This is a genomic window from Sphingobium sp. B1D7B, from assembly GCF_025961965.1.
Taxonomy (GTDB): domain Bacteria; phylum Pseudomonadota; class Alphaproteobacteria; order Sphingomonadales; family Sphingomonadaceae; genus Sphingobium.
On the sequence record NZ_JAOQOR010000001.1, the window covers coordinates 3,010,766 to 3,025,352 of the forward strand.

Annotated in this window: 13 protein-coding genes; 8 read left to right on the forward strand and 5 right to left on the reverse strand. The window is 63.8% G+C overall.

Annotated elements, in window-relative coordinates; all coding sequences use genetic code 11:
* Nucleotides 1-6: 6 nt before the first annotated feature.
* The 7 genes from M2336_RS14100 to M2336_RS14130 all read left to right on the forward strand — a co-directional run bounded on the left by M2336_RS14100 (nt 7) and on the right by M2336_RS14130 (nt 8,231).
* Nucleotides 7-372 (forward strand): hypothetical protein, encoded by a 366-nt coding sequence (locus M2336_RS14100; RefSeq protein ID WP_264593142.1) that lies wholly within the window; start codon nt 7-9, stop codon nt 370-372.
* Nucleotides 369-2,861 carry a hypothetical protein gene (locus tag M2336_RS14105; RefSeq protein ID WP_264593143.1) on the forward strand — a complete coding sequence of 831 codons (2,493 nt, stop codon included), beginning with the start codon at nt 369-371 and terminating at the stop codon, nt 2,859-2,861. The genes M2336_RS14100 and M2336_RS14105 overlap by 4 nt, the downstream gene beginning before the upstream one ends.
* A complete protein-coding gene (locus tag M2336_RS14110) occupies nt 2,858-3,403 on the forward strand; it encodes a hypothetical protein (protein WP_264593144.1) in 546 nt (181 codons plus the stop codon). Before M2336_RS14105 ends, M2336_RS14110 begins: the two co-directional genes overlap by 4 nt.
* Nucleotides 3,404-3,514: 111 nt before the next feature.
* Nucleotides 3,515-7,060 (forward strand): fibronectin type III domain-containing protein, encoded by a 3,546-nt coding sequence (locus M2336_RS14115; protein WP_264593145.1) that lies wholly within the window; start codon nt 3,515-3,517, stop codon nt 7,058-7,060.
* Nucleotides 7,057-7,281, forward strand: a complete 225-nt coding sequence (locus M2336_RS14120) for a hypothetical protein (RefSeq protein WP_264593146.1) — start codon at nt 7,057-7,059, stop codon at nt 7,279-7,281. Before M2336_RS14115 ends, M2336_RS14120 begins: the two co-directional genes overlap by 4 nt.
* Nucleotides 7,282-7,788 (forward strand): glycoside hydrolase family protein, encoded by a 507-nt coding sequence (locus tag M2336_RS14125; protein ID WP_264593147.1) that lies wholly within the window; start codon nt 7,282-7,284, stop codon nt 7,786-7,788.
* 2 nt (nt 7,789-7,790) lie between these two features.
* A complete protein-coding gene (locus M2336_RS14130; protein ID WP_264593148.1) occupies nt 7,791-8,231 on the forward strand; it encodes a hypothetical protein in 441 nt (146 codons plus the stop codon).
* A gap of 140 nt (nt 8,232-8,371) precedes the next feature.
* Here M2336_RS14130 and M2336_RS14135 read toward each other — a convergent pair whose 3' ends face one another.
* Both M2336_RS14135 and M2336_RS14140 read right to left on the reverse strand, forming a co-directional pair.
* Nucleotides 8,372-8,986: an SOS response-associated peptidase gene (locus tag M2336_RS14135; RefSeq protein WP_264593149.1), complete on the reverse strand. Its 615-nt coding sequence runs from the start codon at nt 8,984-8,986 to the stop codon at nt 8,372-8,374.
* Between the two features lie 427 nt (nt 8,987-9,413).
* The gene (locus M2336_RS14140) at nt 9,414-9,641 is read right to left on the reverse strand and encodes a hypothetical protein (RefSeq protein WP_264593150.1); all 228 of its coding nucleotides are present in this window, start codon (nt 9,639-9,641) and stop codon (nt 9,414-9,416) included.
* A 28-nt stretch (nt 9,642-9,669) separates the two neighbouring features.
* On the opposite strand from M2336_RS14140, the gene M2336_RS18015 reads away from it, so the two are divergent.
* Nucleotides 9,670-10,833, forward strand: coding sequence for a tyrosine-type recombinase/integrase (locus M2336_RS18015; RefSeq protein WP_319801644.1), 1,164 nt, complete (start codon nt 9,670-9,672; stop codon nt 10,831-10,833).
* A 189-nt stretch (nt 10,834-11,022) separates the two neighbouring features.
* Here M2336_RS18015 and M2336_RS14155 read toward each other — a convergent pair whose 3' ends face one another.
* The 3 genes from M2336_RS14155 to M2336_RS14165 all read right to left on the reverse strand — a co-directional run bounded on the left by M2336_RS14155 (nt 11,023) and on the right by M2336_RS14165 (nt 14,565).
* Nucleotides 11,023-11,949, reverse strand: a complete 927-nt coding sequence (locus M2336_RS14155) for a hypothetical protein (RefSeq protein ID WP_264593151.1) — start codon at nt 11,947-11,949, stop codon at nt 11,023-11,025.
* Between the two features lie 566 nt (nt 11,950-12,515).
* On the reverse strand, nt 12,516-13,217 hold the full coding sequence (locus M2336_RS14160; RefSeq protein WP_264593152.1) for a hypothetical protein: 702 nt from the start codon (nt 13,215-13,217) through the stop codon (nt 12,516-12,518).
* Nucleotides 13,218-13,239: 22 nt separating this feature from the next.
* Entirely contained in the window at nt 13,240-14,565 is a 1,326-nt protein-coding gene (locus M2336_RS14165; protein ID WP_264593153.1) for a tyrosine-type recombinase/integrase, read from the reverse strand.
* Nucleotides 14,566-14,587: the final 22 nt, after the last annotated feature.

The following is a 14,587-nucleotide window of genomic DNA, read 5'->3' on the forward strand; positions in this document are numbered from 1 at the left end:
GGATCCATGGCAGCACTTCCTGAAGACGTCGCCGCTTCATCACGGGCGGCGGCGATCGTCATCGTGTCCGACACCGCGCTGCTGGACCGTTTTCCCACGGCTCGAGACGGCCAGAAGGCGCCGGCCGAGGGCTATTGCGACAGCGCCGCTGACACTGAGGCCATCGTCAATGCCCGCGCCGCGCTGATCGGACAGCAGGGGCGCCGGAGGTTCGCCGTCAAGATCGCCGCGGTCCTGGACGTCAGCCTCGATGGCGGCGTGCCCTGCTTCCGCCTTACCGATGACGAGCAGCTGGTCGACACCACGATGATGGTCGGCCGCATCGAGATCGATCTCGAGGAAGAGATGAGCACCGTGGAGCTGTTCGGATGAAGGCTACTGTCTGCAGGATCGATGCCTGGTCGGGCGCGACGCCAACCACTCTGCGGCTATCCAATGTCGACGACGAACGCGTCTGCCAACTGGATGGTGCCAGCTGGCGGCCGGCGATCGCGCGTCTCCCCAAGCTGCGCTACGATATCTTCGACGGATCATTCGGTAGCAAGCTCACCGCACCAACCGGCGAACTCGTCGTTCAGCTTGCCGCTTTACCGGGCCTGCCGGCGCTGGATCTCTACGATGGGCGCGTGCGCCTGTGGCAGGGCGAGATCGGCGCGTCCTGGAGCAGTTACACGCTGATCTTTGACGGCCGCGTGCGCGAACAGCCTCCCAGCGGCGAAGGTGCCGTGCCCTTGTCGATCGGGTGCGATGACGCATGGCTGGATGAGCCCCTGCTCGATACCTACGCCGGCACCGGCGGCGTCCAGGGCAGCATCGAGCTCAAGGGTAATGTCATCCCCTGGCTGATCGGATCGCCGCGCTTCGTCGAGGGCGTCCTGATCGACGCGGTCGACAATATCTACCAGCTCAGCGGCGGCAGCATGGCGGGCGGCCAGATGGCGTTCGACCGGCTCAGCCGTCTCGGACCGCCGGCGGCCAACTATGCCAGCTTTGCCGCACTGAAGGCGGCGACGATCGCCAATGGCGACTGGGCCACGTGCGCGACGCTCGGCCTGGTCCGGCTCGGCGCACCGCCGGCCGGCCTGCTCACCTTCCATGCGCTGGGCGATAATGGCGGCGCGCGCGCCTGGGTGCGCCGGTCCGGGTCGATCATCTATCGCATTGCTGAGCGCCTCGGGAAGCTGGACCGCGTCGTGGTTGCGGATCTCGACGCCCTCGATTCCGCCTGCCCTTACAACCTGTCTCTGGCCCTCACCTCACAGACCACCGCCCGCGATGTCATCCTGAGCATCGCGCAGAGCGTCAACGCCACGGCTCTAATCGACTGGCTCGGCCGCCTGCGCGTAAAGGCGGTGCAGATCGGGACGCCGATCGGCACGCTCGCCTCCGATGGCAGCAGCTGGCCGCCGGTCGCAACGGTGGAGCAGATGTCGGTCAGCACGCCCTATTGGCGCCTGGCGCAGAAGGCCGCGGTGACCAATCGCGTTCACACCCTCGGCGAAATGGCACTGAACGACCCGGCACTGGCCGCCGCGATTGCTGCCCAGGAAGCAGCGGACGCAGCGAGCGTGCGTATCGGCCGCATCACCTCGGACGGATGGCTGACCGCCGGCGCCGACAAGCAAGGCCTCGTGCGCGAGCATGACTCGCTCACCACCCGGTTCACCGCCGCCTATGACAAGGCTGCGGACCTCGGCGTGGCCGCATCCGAACGCGCTACCGCACAGGCCGACATGGAGGCATTGCTCGACTTCCTCGAGGCAATCACGCCCGACTGGGATAATGCCGGCGTCGACAGCCCGGTGAACGGGCCGGAACTCGATGCGCTGTTCTACGCTGCGAGCGTGACTGTCGCGATTCTGGAGAGTGCGGTACGTGGCCTTCCGGGCGATCCCGGGCCAGAGGGGCCGCCGGGCGTCGACGGTTACAATACAGCGGTCGTGTTCCTCTTCAGGCGAGCCTCCAGCACTCCTCCTCCCCCGTCTACGGTCGCTACCTACACGTTCGCGACCGGTGTTCTCACAGGTCATAATAACGGCTGGTCACAAGAGCCGCCGCCAGGCGGCGAGCCGCTGTACATGATATCGGCGACCGCACGCTCGAAGCTCGCGACCGATACGGTCGAGGCCTCTGACTGGAGCACGCCGCGCATTCTCGCCCAAAATGGGGCGCCCGGCGCCGCTGGACCTGCCGGCGCTTCGGCGATCGGCTTCGTGCAGGATGACCATCCAGGCTCTGGCCAGTTCGTCTCACAGACCTGGTACCGCCCAACGTCGAAACAATGGTTCCGGTGGACGGGCGGCGACTGGGAGCGGATCCTCGGCGCCATTTCAGCGCTCGACGTCGTCGCTGACAGCGCATTTCTCGGCAACGCCGTCGTCGTGAACGCGAAAATCGGCAATCTCGAAGTCAACACCATCAAAATTGCCGGGAATTCGGTGACCGACAAAGGCTCGGTCCAGATGGTGTCGGGCGTGACGGTGGCTCGCTTTGCTACGCAAACCTTGATGACGCTCACCAAGACGAAGATCGAATCCGCATCTGACCTCGACTTTGATGTCACGTTGTTCGTTCAGACCAATGACGATCTAAACGGCACTGTTGTTCTGCGCACCGCAGCAGAAACCTTCGACCCGTATTTCGGCTATAATGTCCCACTCTTTCAATATGTCGTGCCGATGCGAGCTGGCGGAACGGGCCCCGGATTTGGGATGCCGTTCAGCTGGGGCATCAGCCTGGGCGGGTTCGCTGCCGGCACCCACACGTGGCAGCTCCTCTACACGAACAATGGCGGCGACTTCGTCAACGCGCTCACCGTTCTGGGCGGATCCAATCTTCGTTATGGAGAGGTGAAAAGATGACACCGGAGCGAGAGTTCTGGCTCGTGTGGTCCGATGCTTCCGGCAGTGTCGTGAGCAAGGGACACGGCATATCAGGCGACTTTGAAAGCCAGCAGTTCACGGATGGATTGAGAGGGGTTCCGGTCGATCAGTCTGCCTGGATCAAAAACGCAAACTGGACGGCTGAGGACGTTCGCGATGCCTTGCTTGCGCAGCTGTCGAGGCAATTTGCGCTGGAGGTAGAGGCCGGCTGTCCATCGCCGCTCGGCCGCATTTGCTGCGATGATCAGGCGCAGTCTCGCGTCGACAGCACCCTGCGATATCTGAACGGCGCGATCAGGCGGGGCGAACCGGCATCTTCCGTCAACTGGACGATGTGGGACCGATCGCAAGTGCCGCACAGTCTCACAGAATTGGAAGACATGGGCTACGCAATGGACAGGGGCTTCCAAGCCAAAATGGCCGTCCGACAAGCTAAGGAAGCTGCCCTGCGTGACCCCGGCGCGAGTTTCACAGCCTTGATGGCAATCGACATTTTCGCCGGTTGGCCGCCGAGCGAATAAGCCTCCGAAAACGCACCTCTGGCGGCAGCGATCCGCAACGCCGGGATCGCAGCGACCTGCCCTGCCGCCTCCCTAAGCAAACATCGCGAGAACCGACCGATGAGCAACGCAATGATCATGCGGCCGCTGCCGGTCGCCGTCCTGAGCGGGACGAACAGCCTACCCGGGTATCAGCCATCCAATATCGCCAACGACTGGCTCGGCATGGTGTGGAAGGGGCAGGCGGCCGGGGCCGCCAGTCAGTCCTTCATCGTCGACCTGCGGGAAGATCTACCGGCTGACACTATTGCCCTGCTGGGCCTCTCCGGCGCGGCAAGCAGCTGGCTGCTGCAGGTAAGTGCCGCGACCGACGCACAAGGTGCGTTTACCGGCGCCAGCCACGCTTGGCCGGCGGTTCCCCTCCTCGCCGGCAGCGTCATGTTCCCGAGCGGACGTGGCCGCGCCTATTGGGAAAAGCCCGCGACCGGACCTAGCGCAGCTCGCTACTGGCGCGTCACGATCACGACGCCGGCGAACAACACGCCGGTTACGGTTGCACGCGTGGTGATCGGGCAGCGGCTGCAGCCCGAGCGCAATTTTTCCTTCGGCGCCGCGTTCGGCATCCGCGATCACGGCAAGGCCGAATGGTCGACCAGGGCGGTTCTTCTTCGTCGCCGTGGTCTGAAGCTGCGCAGTACAGGCCTGTCCTTCGCCTCACTGTATCGCGACGAAATCGAGAATCTCATCGACCCGATCCTTGCGGCGGTCGGCGCGACCGATCCGATCCTGCTTGTGACCGATCCGGATCCGCATGCGCAACGGCAGAACAGGATCTACTTCGGGCCGCTGATCGGCGACATCGGGACCATATGGGCGCGTGCCAATGCCGGCTTCCAGTGGCAGGCGAATGTCGTCGACCTGGAGCCGATCGGCGACGTCGGCGCCAGCTTCATCCCGCCCACCCCGACGCCGGCGCCGAGCTGGACAAGTCCGCCCTCCGTGAGCGGCGCTGGATCCCCGCCGCGCGTCGGCGATGTGCTGACCGCCACCGGCGGAACAATCTTCAATGGTGATCATGCCGGATGGCGCTGGCTCAGAGACGGGGCCCTGATTTCCGGCGCAACAGGAGTGACGTATGTGCTGACGATCGACGATCTCGGGGCGCTGGTCGGACCGCGTCAGTTGGCGTCTGGACCGGGCGGCAGCGGCTCCAACGACGGCGACCCTGTCGGGCCGGTCAACCCCACGGTGCCGGCGGCGATCTCGGGCCTCACGGTCGTGCCGGGCAATGGGCTGGCCGTTCTTTCCTTCGACGCGCCTTCAAATGGCGGCTCGCCGATCACGGACTATGTTTACCAGTACAAGCTAGCCGCCTCTTCGACCTGGACGACATTCGCGGATGGCACTTCTGGCGTCACAGGAGCCACCATCACGGGACTAACGAACGGGCAAGCCTATAATTTCCGCGCGGCGCCGGTGAACAGCGTCGGGCAGCAGCCGACGTGGTCGAATGTTGCGACCGGCACGCCCGTTGCGCCCGCCGCGAGCTATACGGCCGGGTTCACACTCTCGCAGTTTCCTGCCTATGACGAAAAGCGGATTTACCAGCGCACCACAACCAATGGCGGTGGCCAGGGCAAGGGCACCGGCACGATCCGCGTACCGCTGTCCGGCACCGTCACCACCGGCACGGTCGGGGTGCGTATCCGCTCCGCCGAGGATGGCACCACGATCCTGCAGGGGCCGTGGACCGCCGGCACGATCGCAAACGGCGCCACCTATGTCGACGTTACCGGCGTGGACGCCCGGCTTGGCTGGTTCTTCATCGATCTGAAGGGCGCGGATGGCGCCTGGCAGCTCGGCACCGTCAAGGTCGGCATGGGCATGTTGACCGGCTTTGCGGGTCAATCGCTCACCGTGCGGATGCTGGGGCGCCAGGCCACCGATTCGACGGCGACCTTCGCTTCGCTTGGGATCGCGCCGGATGCCAACAGCGCGGTGCTGGCGCGATATGTGGACGGAAACACCTACAATCCCGCCTCCGCCACCATGCCCTGGCAGACGCCGGGCGACATGAGCAATAGCACCGGCCCCAATTCCGTCGGCGTCGGTGAATATCTCAACCGCATGATTGCGCTGACCGGCGTCAACTGTGGCGTTGTCGGCCATGCCGTCGGCGGTACCACCATCGCCAGCTTCTATAGCGGGCAGAGCAACTGGACGGCGCTCACCGAGGTGATGAACCGGGCCGGCAATGGCTTCGAGGCCTTTGTCTGGGGCCAGGGCCACACCGAGGCCCTCTATGGCATCCCGCCCAAGGCTTATGGCCAGGCCCTGAGCACCCTCTTCAGCCAGCTGACCGCGCTTAACAACCTGCCGTCCTTCGCCCGCCTCGTCTGGACCATCCCCTCCATGGGGCTGGTGCGCAGCTGGGGCACGCCGTGGCAAGTGAGCCGCATCCGCAAGGGCGCACAGGACTGGTGCGCGGCCAATGGCGGCACCTATGTCCACATGGACGATACGCTGATGAGCGGCGACGGCATCCACCAGACGCAGGCCGGCTCGCTGACCATGGCGCGGCATCTCTATCGCGCGCTGCGCAGTTCTTATGGCGCCAGTGCCGGCCTTGGCCCCGCGCCCCTCTCCGCCACCCGCTCCGGCACCACGATCACGCTTACGCTGAGCAATGTCGGCCAGAGCGCTCTCGTGCTAAGCGGCACGCCGGGGAACCGCTTGTGGGTGTTCCCACGCGGCCGGGTGAACCCGCTGGCCAACAACGCGACCGATAACCGCTTCCCGGTCGCCTCGGTCAGCGCAGTGAACGCCACGACGCTCGCAATCACGCTCGCCAACGATCCCGGCCCCGGGCATGAGCTCGATCTCTGGGTCTACTTCCCGAGCGGCCCGGCCAATGCGGCGGCAGACACGATCCGCGATGACCGGACCGATGGAGACGGCATCACCACCGGCCGCATCGTGCAGGGCAGCACCCTCCCCATCGCCATCGCGGCGCCGACGCCGGGTGGCGCGATCAATGCCCCGCCGAGCGGCTTCATCGCGCCGATCAGCCCGCTCAGCATGGCCGAGACGAGCACGACCTACGCCGCCAGCACCGGCGGTGCCGCGTTCGGCCAGCAGATGACCGGCGGCTCCGCGCGAGGCAGTTACAGCCCGGTCTTCGCGCCGATTACCGTGGAGGGCTTCTTCACCTGCCCGGACCCGCTCCCGGGCGCGATCCAGGTGCTGTTCGGCGGGTTCGGAAGCAACGGCTCCCGCTTTGTCGCCATCGATGGCGCCGGCAAGCTGCGGGTCTGGAGCGGTCTCACCGGCACCACCGTGCTGGCGCCCGGCAAGCGCTACCATGTCGCCTGCCAGGCCGGGCCGGGAGGGCTGGCGCTCTATGTGACCAACGTCACCGATGGCCTTCCCGGCACCCGCGAGAATTATGCCGCGTTCGGCGAGACGATCGTGCCGGCCACCTCGGGCTATTCGCTCCGCAACCACAACGGCGAATACGGGCTCACCGGCGGGGCGCTGGATGAATGGGCGGTGTTCAACAGCGAGCGCTACAGCGGCACGAGCTACGCCTGCCCGAACGGCCCGTTCACCGGCGATGAAGCGGATATCGTCGCGCTCTATCGCTGCGATGGCGATGCAAAAGATGCGGTGACACGATGAACATGATCGACCGCCACGACCTCATCAAGCGCAGCTTCGACGCCGGCGCGATCGCCACCGCCTTTGGAGGCCTTATCGAGATGCTGCCAGCCATCGCCACCAGTCTCTCGATCATCTGGATGGCGCTGCGGATCTACGAGATGGACACCACCCAGCGCCAGCTCGGCCGCGCCCGCGCCACGATCGCGCGGCTCAATGCCTGGCTGAGGAAAGGACGATAGATGGCAGACGCAAAGATGCTCGCGACTGGCGTGGCCAGCGCCATGCTGGCGATCGCCGTGCCCTTCGGGATCAGCTGGGAGGGCATGAAGCTCAACCCCTATAAAGATCTCGTCGGGGTCTGGACAGTCTGCGGCGGCGCCACGCACGTTCCCATGCGCCCCTACACCGAGGCCGAGTGCCGCGAGATTACCCTCGCCCAGTACCGGGACTTTGGTGAGGGGGTGCGCGCCAGCGCGGCCGGGATCGATCGCGAGCCTTGGCAGTGGGCTTCGCACACCACATTCGCGTCCAACATAGGGATCTCGGCCTATGCGCGCTCGAGCGTGCGGCGGCTGTTTGTCGAAGGGCGCTATGTGGAAGCATGCCGGGCGATGCGGCTCTACAAATATGCCGGCGGCAAGATCGTCGCCGGTTTGGTCTATCGCCGCGAGGGCAAGGACCGCCGCATCGGCGAGTATGAGCTTTGCATGGTCGGTGCGGTACCAGCCGAGCTGGGAGGCGCTTGACCATGTCTTTCCTCATCCGCGCGCTGCCGCATGTCCTGGGCGTCAGTGCGATCCTGGGCGCGCTCTGGTGGCTCGATAACCGCGGATATGTCCGCGGCCAGACCGACGCCGAACGCGAGCGCATGATCACGGCCCTCATGCTGACGCGCAGCGCGCGCGAAACAGAGCAGGCGATCGGCGAGCTGATCAATGCCGCAAGCGTGCGATACGAGCAGGGACGCTCCGCCCTGCAGGCGACCAGAACCATCATCCAGCCCACCGTCACGAAGGAGATCATCCGTGAGCCGCGTCTTTCCGATCCTGCTGCTGGCCTCACTGACGGCCTGTACCGCGAAGTCAATCGGGCCCGGGGAGCGGTTGGCGCCTGTGCCTCCACCCCTGCCGGCGGCATTGTCTGCCCCCTGCCCGGCGCCGGCGCAGCTGACGGACAAGAGCATCGGTGAACTGGCGCAGGGCGATATCAACGCGATCCTGGAATCACATGACTGCCGCCTGCGCCATGCCGCGACAGTCAACGCCTATGTGGCGGCCCGGCAGGCCTCGATCGATTGGAACCAGGCGGAGCAGCTGAACGGCAAACCGCTCAAGGCGCCGGCGGCGCATAACGGCCGATCGACATCAACTGGCTCGGATAAGGGGCCGCGAGACTGAGTGCATCGTCAAGATCGGTGCGAAGCCACCGGTCATAGTCCTCGGGGTGGAGGATGACAGGGCAGGCCTTCGGATGGATGGTGCCCACAACATGCGTCGCCGGGTCGCCCTCATAGCCGCAGGTGAGAAAGGAATAGACCGGATCGGCTTCGGTCGGCCGCCAGATGCCCGCAAAGGCAAATGTGGGTTGCGAGGGCACCGTGAACCAATAGGGGCGCTTCTTGCCCGTCTCCGGGTCCGCCTGAACGCTCCACTCCTGGAATTCATTGACCGGGACAAGGCAGCGCCGCGCGGGATTGGCCAGCGCCGACTTCCAGAATGGTGAGGTGTAGTTGCGCACGTTGGTGACCGGCTTTCCCTGGAAAGGGAAGCCCCAGTTCATCACCGATAGAAGGCGCTCGCCATCTTGCTCTCGCACGACGTAACCCGGCTTGCCCGGGGCCACATAATCCTTCTCGACAACGAGGCGATCCGCAGGATCCGGCAGGGCGTCAAACCGCGCGAGATAGTCCTTCAGCCCGACTTTGACGCTGTACAGATTGCACATGGTGCCCTCCTACCCCCTGAACCGATTTGCGGCGCGTCGCCATTCGCTTTTCGGAGGAAGCGGTGGCTGTTCGCCAGTCGGGTCCTCGCGCGTTAATCTGACCTGTATCTGCTTAGAGCGGCATTGGGTGCAGCGAAAATGTCGCCCGAGCTGCTTTAGATGATCGTTCCAACCCCTGCGCTGAAACAGCCACCAGAGAGCGTGGGGATCGTAGATCTTCAAATGACCGCAATGCCGACAACGGATCGTGACGGTGTACTGGAACGCAGCTGCCTCGAAAATGCAATCAGGGCCGGTGTGCAAGGGCATGAACGAATGGAGAACATCTCGACCCCGAGTCGGTCAATAGTTGGGGTACCGATTGGGGTATCGGCTCGTCGCAAAGCGCCGAAATGAGCGGCCGGGGCGGAGGGAATATCCGCCCGGACTAATTTGTATCGAGGATGAGAGCGACCTCTTCGACTGCTAGCAGGATAGCGTTTGAGGAGGTCTCGAGCTGCTTCCACGTTACTGTGACTTCGTAGCGCAGATCCTTGTCGAGATTTTGGCCGCGAACCAAAAATCCGTCTGCTTCAAAGAAAATACTGATCCGTTGCGGCCCGTCTGAGTAGCTCTCGGCCGCGTGAGCTGCCTTGCGAAGTTGATCAACCAGCATTCTCACCCCTCCAACCACCCGAGGATCTATGCTTACCAACGCTGCGGTCAAGGCCGCGCGAATCCAGCCGCGCGCCTATAAAATGTTCGATGAGCGCGGGCTACTTCTGTTTGTGGCGCCGAGTGGCCTGAAGTCATGGCGGCTTAAGTACCGCGCCGGCGGGAAGGAGCAGCTGCTCTCGCTGGGGCGCTGGCCGGACGTGTCGCTGGTCGAGGCCCGCGACCGCGCCGATCGCGCACGAACACTGATCGCGGCCGGGCTTAATCCTCGCGATCGCGATGCCGCGGCGCATTCCGACCAGTTCGAGACCGTCGCCCGCGCATGGTTCGAGGACCGGCGCGGCCGCTGGTCGGCGGAACATGCCCGCGATGTGATCTTGAGCCTGGAGCGCGACGTTTTTCCGCTTCTGGCGAGAAACCTCGTCGGCGGAATCGAGGCGGTGCAGCTGCTCGAGCTCGTGCAGTCTATCGAGGCGCGCGGCGCGATCGAAACCGCGCGTCGGATCCGGCAACGCCTGGACGCGATCTTCTCCTACGCGATTGTCCGCGAGCTCTGCACAACGAACCCGGCCGCAGCGCTGCGCGCGGAGCTGGCGCCGCCGCCGAGCGTGCAGCGGCATCCGGCGTTGGTCGATATCGAGGAGCTGAAGGCGCTGCAGGTCGCCGTCGACGCGCTGGACGCGGCGCCCCGCGTCAAGCTGGCCTCGCGGTTCCTTGCCCTCACAGCCGTTCGCATCGGCGCGCTTCGCCTCGCGCGCTGGTCCGAGATCGAGGATCTGGACCGCCCTGCCCCGCTCTGGCGGATCCCGGCCGCGCACATGAAGCTGACCCGCGTGCGCAAGGCGGACGCGGCCAATGATCATCTGATTCCGCTAAGCCCGCCGGCGGCCGAGCTGCTGCGCTCTGCCGCCGAGAACGGGTACGATACCCATTCTCTGATCTTCCCGATCGGCGCCGGCGCGGTCGGCGATCTCTACAATCGAGCCGGCTATGCCGGTCGGCATGTCCCGCACGGTTGGCGCGCGAGCTTCTCGACCATTCTCAACGAGCAGTGCCCCACCGAAAAGGACGTCATCGACCAGGCCCTCGCGCATGTGCCAACCAACAAGGTCGAGGCCGCCTACAACCGCGCCGAGCATCTGGCGCGCCGGCGCGATCTGTTTTGCCGGTGGGCAAAGCTGTTGATGCTCTGACTGCCAATTGAGAATTCGTCGCCTGGGCTTAGGCCAACCGGGGATCCCAGGAGGCAACACGGAGAGCCGACGAGTAGCAACTCGCAAACATCTAGCAGGCCAACTTGGCGGTCCCGCCACCCGCGCAACCGACTGAACCGTTTGGAACATCGAGACGCATGACCTTGGAAGGCGACTTTTCGTGGACGATCAACTTACTTCGCGAAAAATCAACAGCGGTGTAATGGCATGCGCTGCACGTGGACGACCGAGCGCCAGACGAACTATTGGCGCAATAGTCTTGGAGGCCTTCCCGACTACGCTTTGCATCATGCCCGGCAAATCGTCATCGAACTGAAGATTGTCAGTATCTATTGTCGTGTACTCCGGTCGTGCGCTCAAGACACCAACCATCGCCCATTCACCGGGCAACGTATCCCCATGTGCCAACGTCAAATCACTAGCGGGAGTTACCAGGTAATCTTCCTTCAACGTGCACCAAACCATCGCTGTCCTATCCTCTCCAGATGTTAGTAGGGAGGCGTGGACGGAATGAGGCATGATTTGCATCATTTCGAGCATCAGGTTCGCATTATCTTTTTGTTCCTTTACTGCCTCTCTCTGCGCCGCGGTCATCGAGCCTTTCGTCTTCGGCGCCGCCCCTTCCCTGATTTTTCTCTGAAGCGAAGGCAGTTTCCAAGCCTCTTTGAACATCGCCAGGTCAAGAACAGTGAGCCATCCTTTGACGAGCACAAATTGGCCAATTTCGGCAGTCGCAAGTCCGCGCTGGATCATGTTACGCTCTACGAGGACATCGAGGAAGAACCTCGCGTTCGCCCAAAAGGGGTCGTAAACCCGCTCAAGTGTCTGAGTTCCGACCTCACCAGGTCCAACTTCAAACTCAAGTTTGCCCCCACCAAGCAGAGCCACGTCACCGCCCAAGCCGACCCTCTTGCTCCGCTTGGCACCCTTAGAGACCGTATCGCCTTGGGTAAGGCCTGTAAGCAGACCGTTGTCGTCGAACTGAGATAGAAACGAGGCGATACGGCGGCTGTCATGGTAGAGAAAGTCAAAGACGGAATCTGGCTCTACTCCTCCTTGCTCCTCGCTTGATACTATCTTTTCTTTCCTCGACATATCGGCGAACCCCCTCATCGTCCTGGCTTATCGAATCAGCGCTGCCTTGCGCATCTTCCTGAACAGCCTCGATAAAACGAGTGACGCTTTCGTCAAACCCGAGGTCTGGCCTATTAGTGTCTGACTTTGGTTTTTTTCGGGCCGGCATGGGTCAATTCGCAATATTTGAGCGGGTGAAGGGACATGCGACGTTCAACACATCCAGTATCCTATCACTCTCCCACTCACCAAGCGAGGTGTTGTACAATTTGGTCGGCGGCAGTCGTCAATGGAGAGGTGAGCTTCAAGAATATTTTCGTGGGCTGGAGCCTTAGAATGATGACTTATCGAAATTTTCGAATTTTCGGCCTCGTTCCCTTCCCACACTCCGCCCCCGACCTGGCACAGTTCTTGCCCCGCTATCCCCCTGGATAGCCCCCGGGCAGGCCAAAGCCTGCCCGGCCCCTCCGGTGCGCCGGAGAGCTGACTGTGCCTATGGGCGGGATCTGGCGTCGGATTCCCCTCATCGGGGCCCCGCGAAGCGGGGTCGGAGCATCGAGCGTAGCTCGATTCCTTATCCCTTGTTCTTACACGGCCTGATTCTGACCGTCTGGAGGACTCGCACCCTCCAAAAGACGACGCATGCGGCGGAACGTCGAACGAAGCCCTTCGTCTGCGATCGTGGCCAGCTGCTCGTCAGGCGTCATAGCGTTGAACTGGTCAAGGAACTGGCGCTGCTGCTCGGCGCGGCGGCCTTCCTCGGTCGGCCGGCGCATGATACGACGCACGAGCTCGGCCGCCTTGCGGGGCAGCGTCAGGAAATAGGCGTTGGAGATCTGCTGGACATATTGCCCGCCCGGCTCGGGATCCTCGACAGGGGCCGTACGCCGGCGCCAGTCCAGGAACCCCAGCTCCTTCAGCCGCGCCAGGGCATTGATGACGGCCGATCGAGCGCGCTTGATCTGAGCTGCGATTGTGTTGATCGCATAGTCGAGCCGCCCGTTCTTGTGGCTCCGGCGGGCAAGCAGGAACCGATAAACGTCCTTCTCAATATCGCCGACGATGCCGCGTCGCCGGCCGGGCAGCTTGGTCGACCGCATCAGCTGCTCTAGCTGCTTCATGCGGGCATTGTTCTCGGACCGGGGGAACATGTTCTCCCGCTTCCAACGTTCGATCTCGTACTCGCCCGCATAGGGGCTGTTGCGGCGCACCGGCTGGAGCGTGCGGCGGCCGAGGCGGCGAACGCCGGCGATGCTAGCGGCGAGATCGCCGATTGCGCGGGCGCTCATGCCCGCGCTCCGGCGAGCTTATTCAGTCGAGCGGCAGTAGCGATCCTGCGGGCGGCGCGTCCTTCAGGAGCATGTCCGCCCAGATCTGCGCCAGTTCGCGGCGACGGGGCATATAGGCGGCCCGATTGTAAGCGGCTTCGACGTCGCCACGCATGTGGGCCAGCATCAGGTCGATGATCGCGCGGTCGAGGACGTTGTCGTTCTGCGCGGCCATTTCGTTCATGATCGTTGAGAAGGTCGCGCGCCATCCATGCGGGACGTGTCGCCCCTGATAGCCTGCATCCCGATAGATTTTGCTCAGCGTACTGTCTGAAATCGGCTTGGTCGCCTTCACGGTGTTCGGGAATAGATAGGGCCGGCCGTCCGAGACGACAGCAGCCGCCTTGACCACATCCACCGCCTGCCTCGCGAGCGGCACCACGAACTGATACGCCGCGTCTGCCTTGCTCTCGCGGGACAGCTTCATTTTCCCGGCCGGAATGCGCCAAAGTGGCGCGGGTCCGTCGAGATCTTCGAATTCGCTCTGCTCGGCGAGCCGCAACACACCGGGCCGCACCGCTGTCAGCGCCAGGAGTCGCGACGCGAGCTTGGTCCCCACATAAGCGTCGGTTGTCGCCTCCACCGCATTGATCAGGGCGCGTGCGTCCTCGATCCTGAGCACGGCAGGCCGCAACGCCCGCGTGCGCGGCTTCAGCGCTGGCTGGATGACATTTGCAGGATCCGTCTCGGCCAAGCCGGCACCAATCGCGAAGACGAAGATCGACGAGATATGTTGCCGGACGCGCTGGGCCATCACCAGCGCATCGCGCGCTTCGATCGACCGGATGACTTTTAGAACCGTCGCTGCAGTGATGTCGGCCAGCGGCATGGCGCCGATCGATGGGAAGACGTCCGTCTCGAGCCGGTCGAGGATCTGGCCAGCATAACGAGGCGCCCGGACGAGAGACTGATGCTTGTGCCAATCCCGGGCAACCTGCTCGAAGGTCGGCAGTGCTTCCGGCGGCGCCGTCCTTGCGCCTGGATCCCCACCGGCGCGCAAGGTCCTGCGCGCTTCGTCGCGCAGCTCGCGAGCCTTCGCCAGCGACACCTCGGGGAATTGGCCAAACGAGAGTTTCTTCTCGACGCCGCCAATGCGGTACTTCCAACGCCAGCTGCGCGTACCGGACGGCAGGACGTGCAAATATAGCCCATTTGCGTCCGAAAGCTTGTATGGCTTCTCCCGCGGCACGGCATTCCGGCACGCCAAAACTGTCAGCAAACAGGCCCCCACTGGCCCCCAGCGAGGCCCCCAAATCGGCAGTGCTGCACCGGGACAACCCGAGACAGCAGGAGAGAGGGAATTGCCCAATTACATGGATTTGGCAAGAGTT

Bases quoted from the DNA above. Each gene is read 5' to 3' on its own strand.
- M2336_RS14100 (WP_264593142.1), top strand. From the start codon at position 7: ATGGCAGCACTTCCTGAAGACGTCGCCGCTTCATCACGGGCGGCGGCG.
- M2336_RS14105 (WP_264593143.1), top strand. From the start codon at position 369: ATGAAGGCTACTGTCTGCAGGATCGATGCCTGGTCGGGCGCGACGCCA.
- M2336_RS14110 (WP_264593144.1), top strand. From the start codon at position 2,858: ATGACACCGGAGCGAGAGTTCTGGCTCGTGTGGTCCGATGCTTCCGGC.
- M2336_RS14115 (WP_264593145.1), top strand. From the start codon at position 3,515: ATGATCATGCGGCCGCTGCCGGTCGCCGTCCTGAGCGGGACGAACAGC.
- M2336_RS14120 (WP_264593146.1), top strand. From the start codon at position 7,057: ATGAACATGATCGACCGCCACGACCTCATCAAGCGCAGCTTCGACGCC.
- M2336_RS14125 (WP_264593147.1), top strand. From the start codon at position 7,282: ATGGCAGACGCAAAGATGCTCGCGACTGGCGTGGCCAGCGCCATGCTG.
- M2336_RS14130 (WP_264593148.1), top strand. From the start codon at position 7,791: ATGTCTTTCCTCATCCGCGCGCTGCCGCATGTCCTGGGCGTCAGTGCG.
- M2336_RS14135 (WP_264593149.1), bottom strand. From the start codon at position 8,986: ATGTGCAATCTGTACAGCGTCAAAGTCGGGCTGAAGGACTATCTCGCG.
- M2336_RS14140 (WP_264593150.1), bottom strand. From the start codon at position 9,641: ATGCTGGTTGATCAACTTCGCAAGGCAGCTCACGCGGCCGAGAGCTAC.
- M2336_RS18015 (WP_319801644.1), top strand. From the start codon at position 9,670: ATGCTTACCAACGCTGCGGTCAAGGCCGCGCGAATCCAGCCGCGCGCC.
- M2336_RS14155 (WP_264593151.1), bottom strand. From the start codon at position 11,949: ATGTCGAGGAAAGAAAAGATAGTATCAAGCGAGGAGCAAGGAGGAGTA.
- M2336_RS14160 (WP_264593152.1), bottom strand. From the start codon at position 13,217: ATGAGCGCCCGCGCAATCGGCGATCTCGCCGCTAGCATCGCCGGCGTT.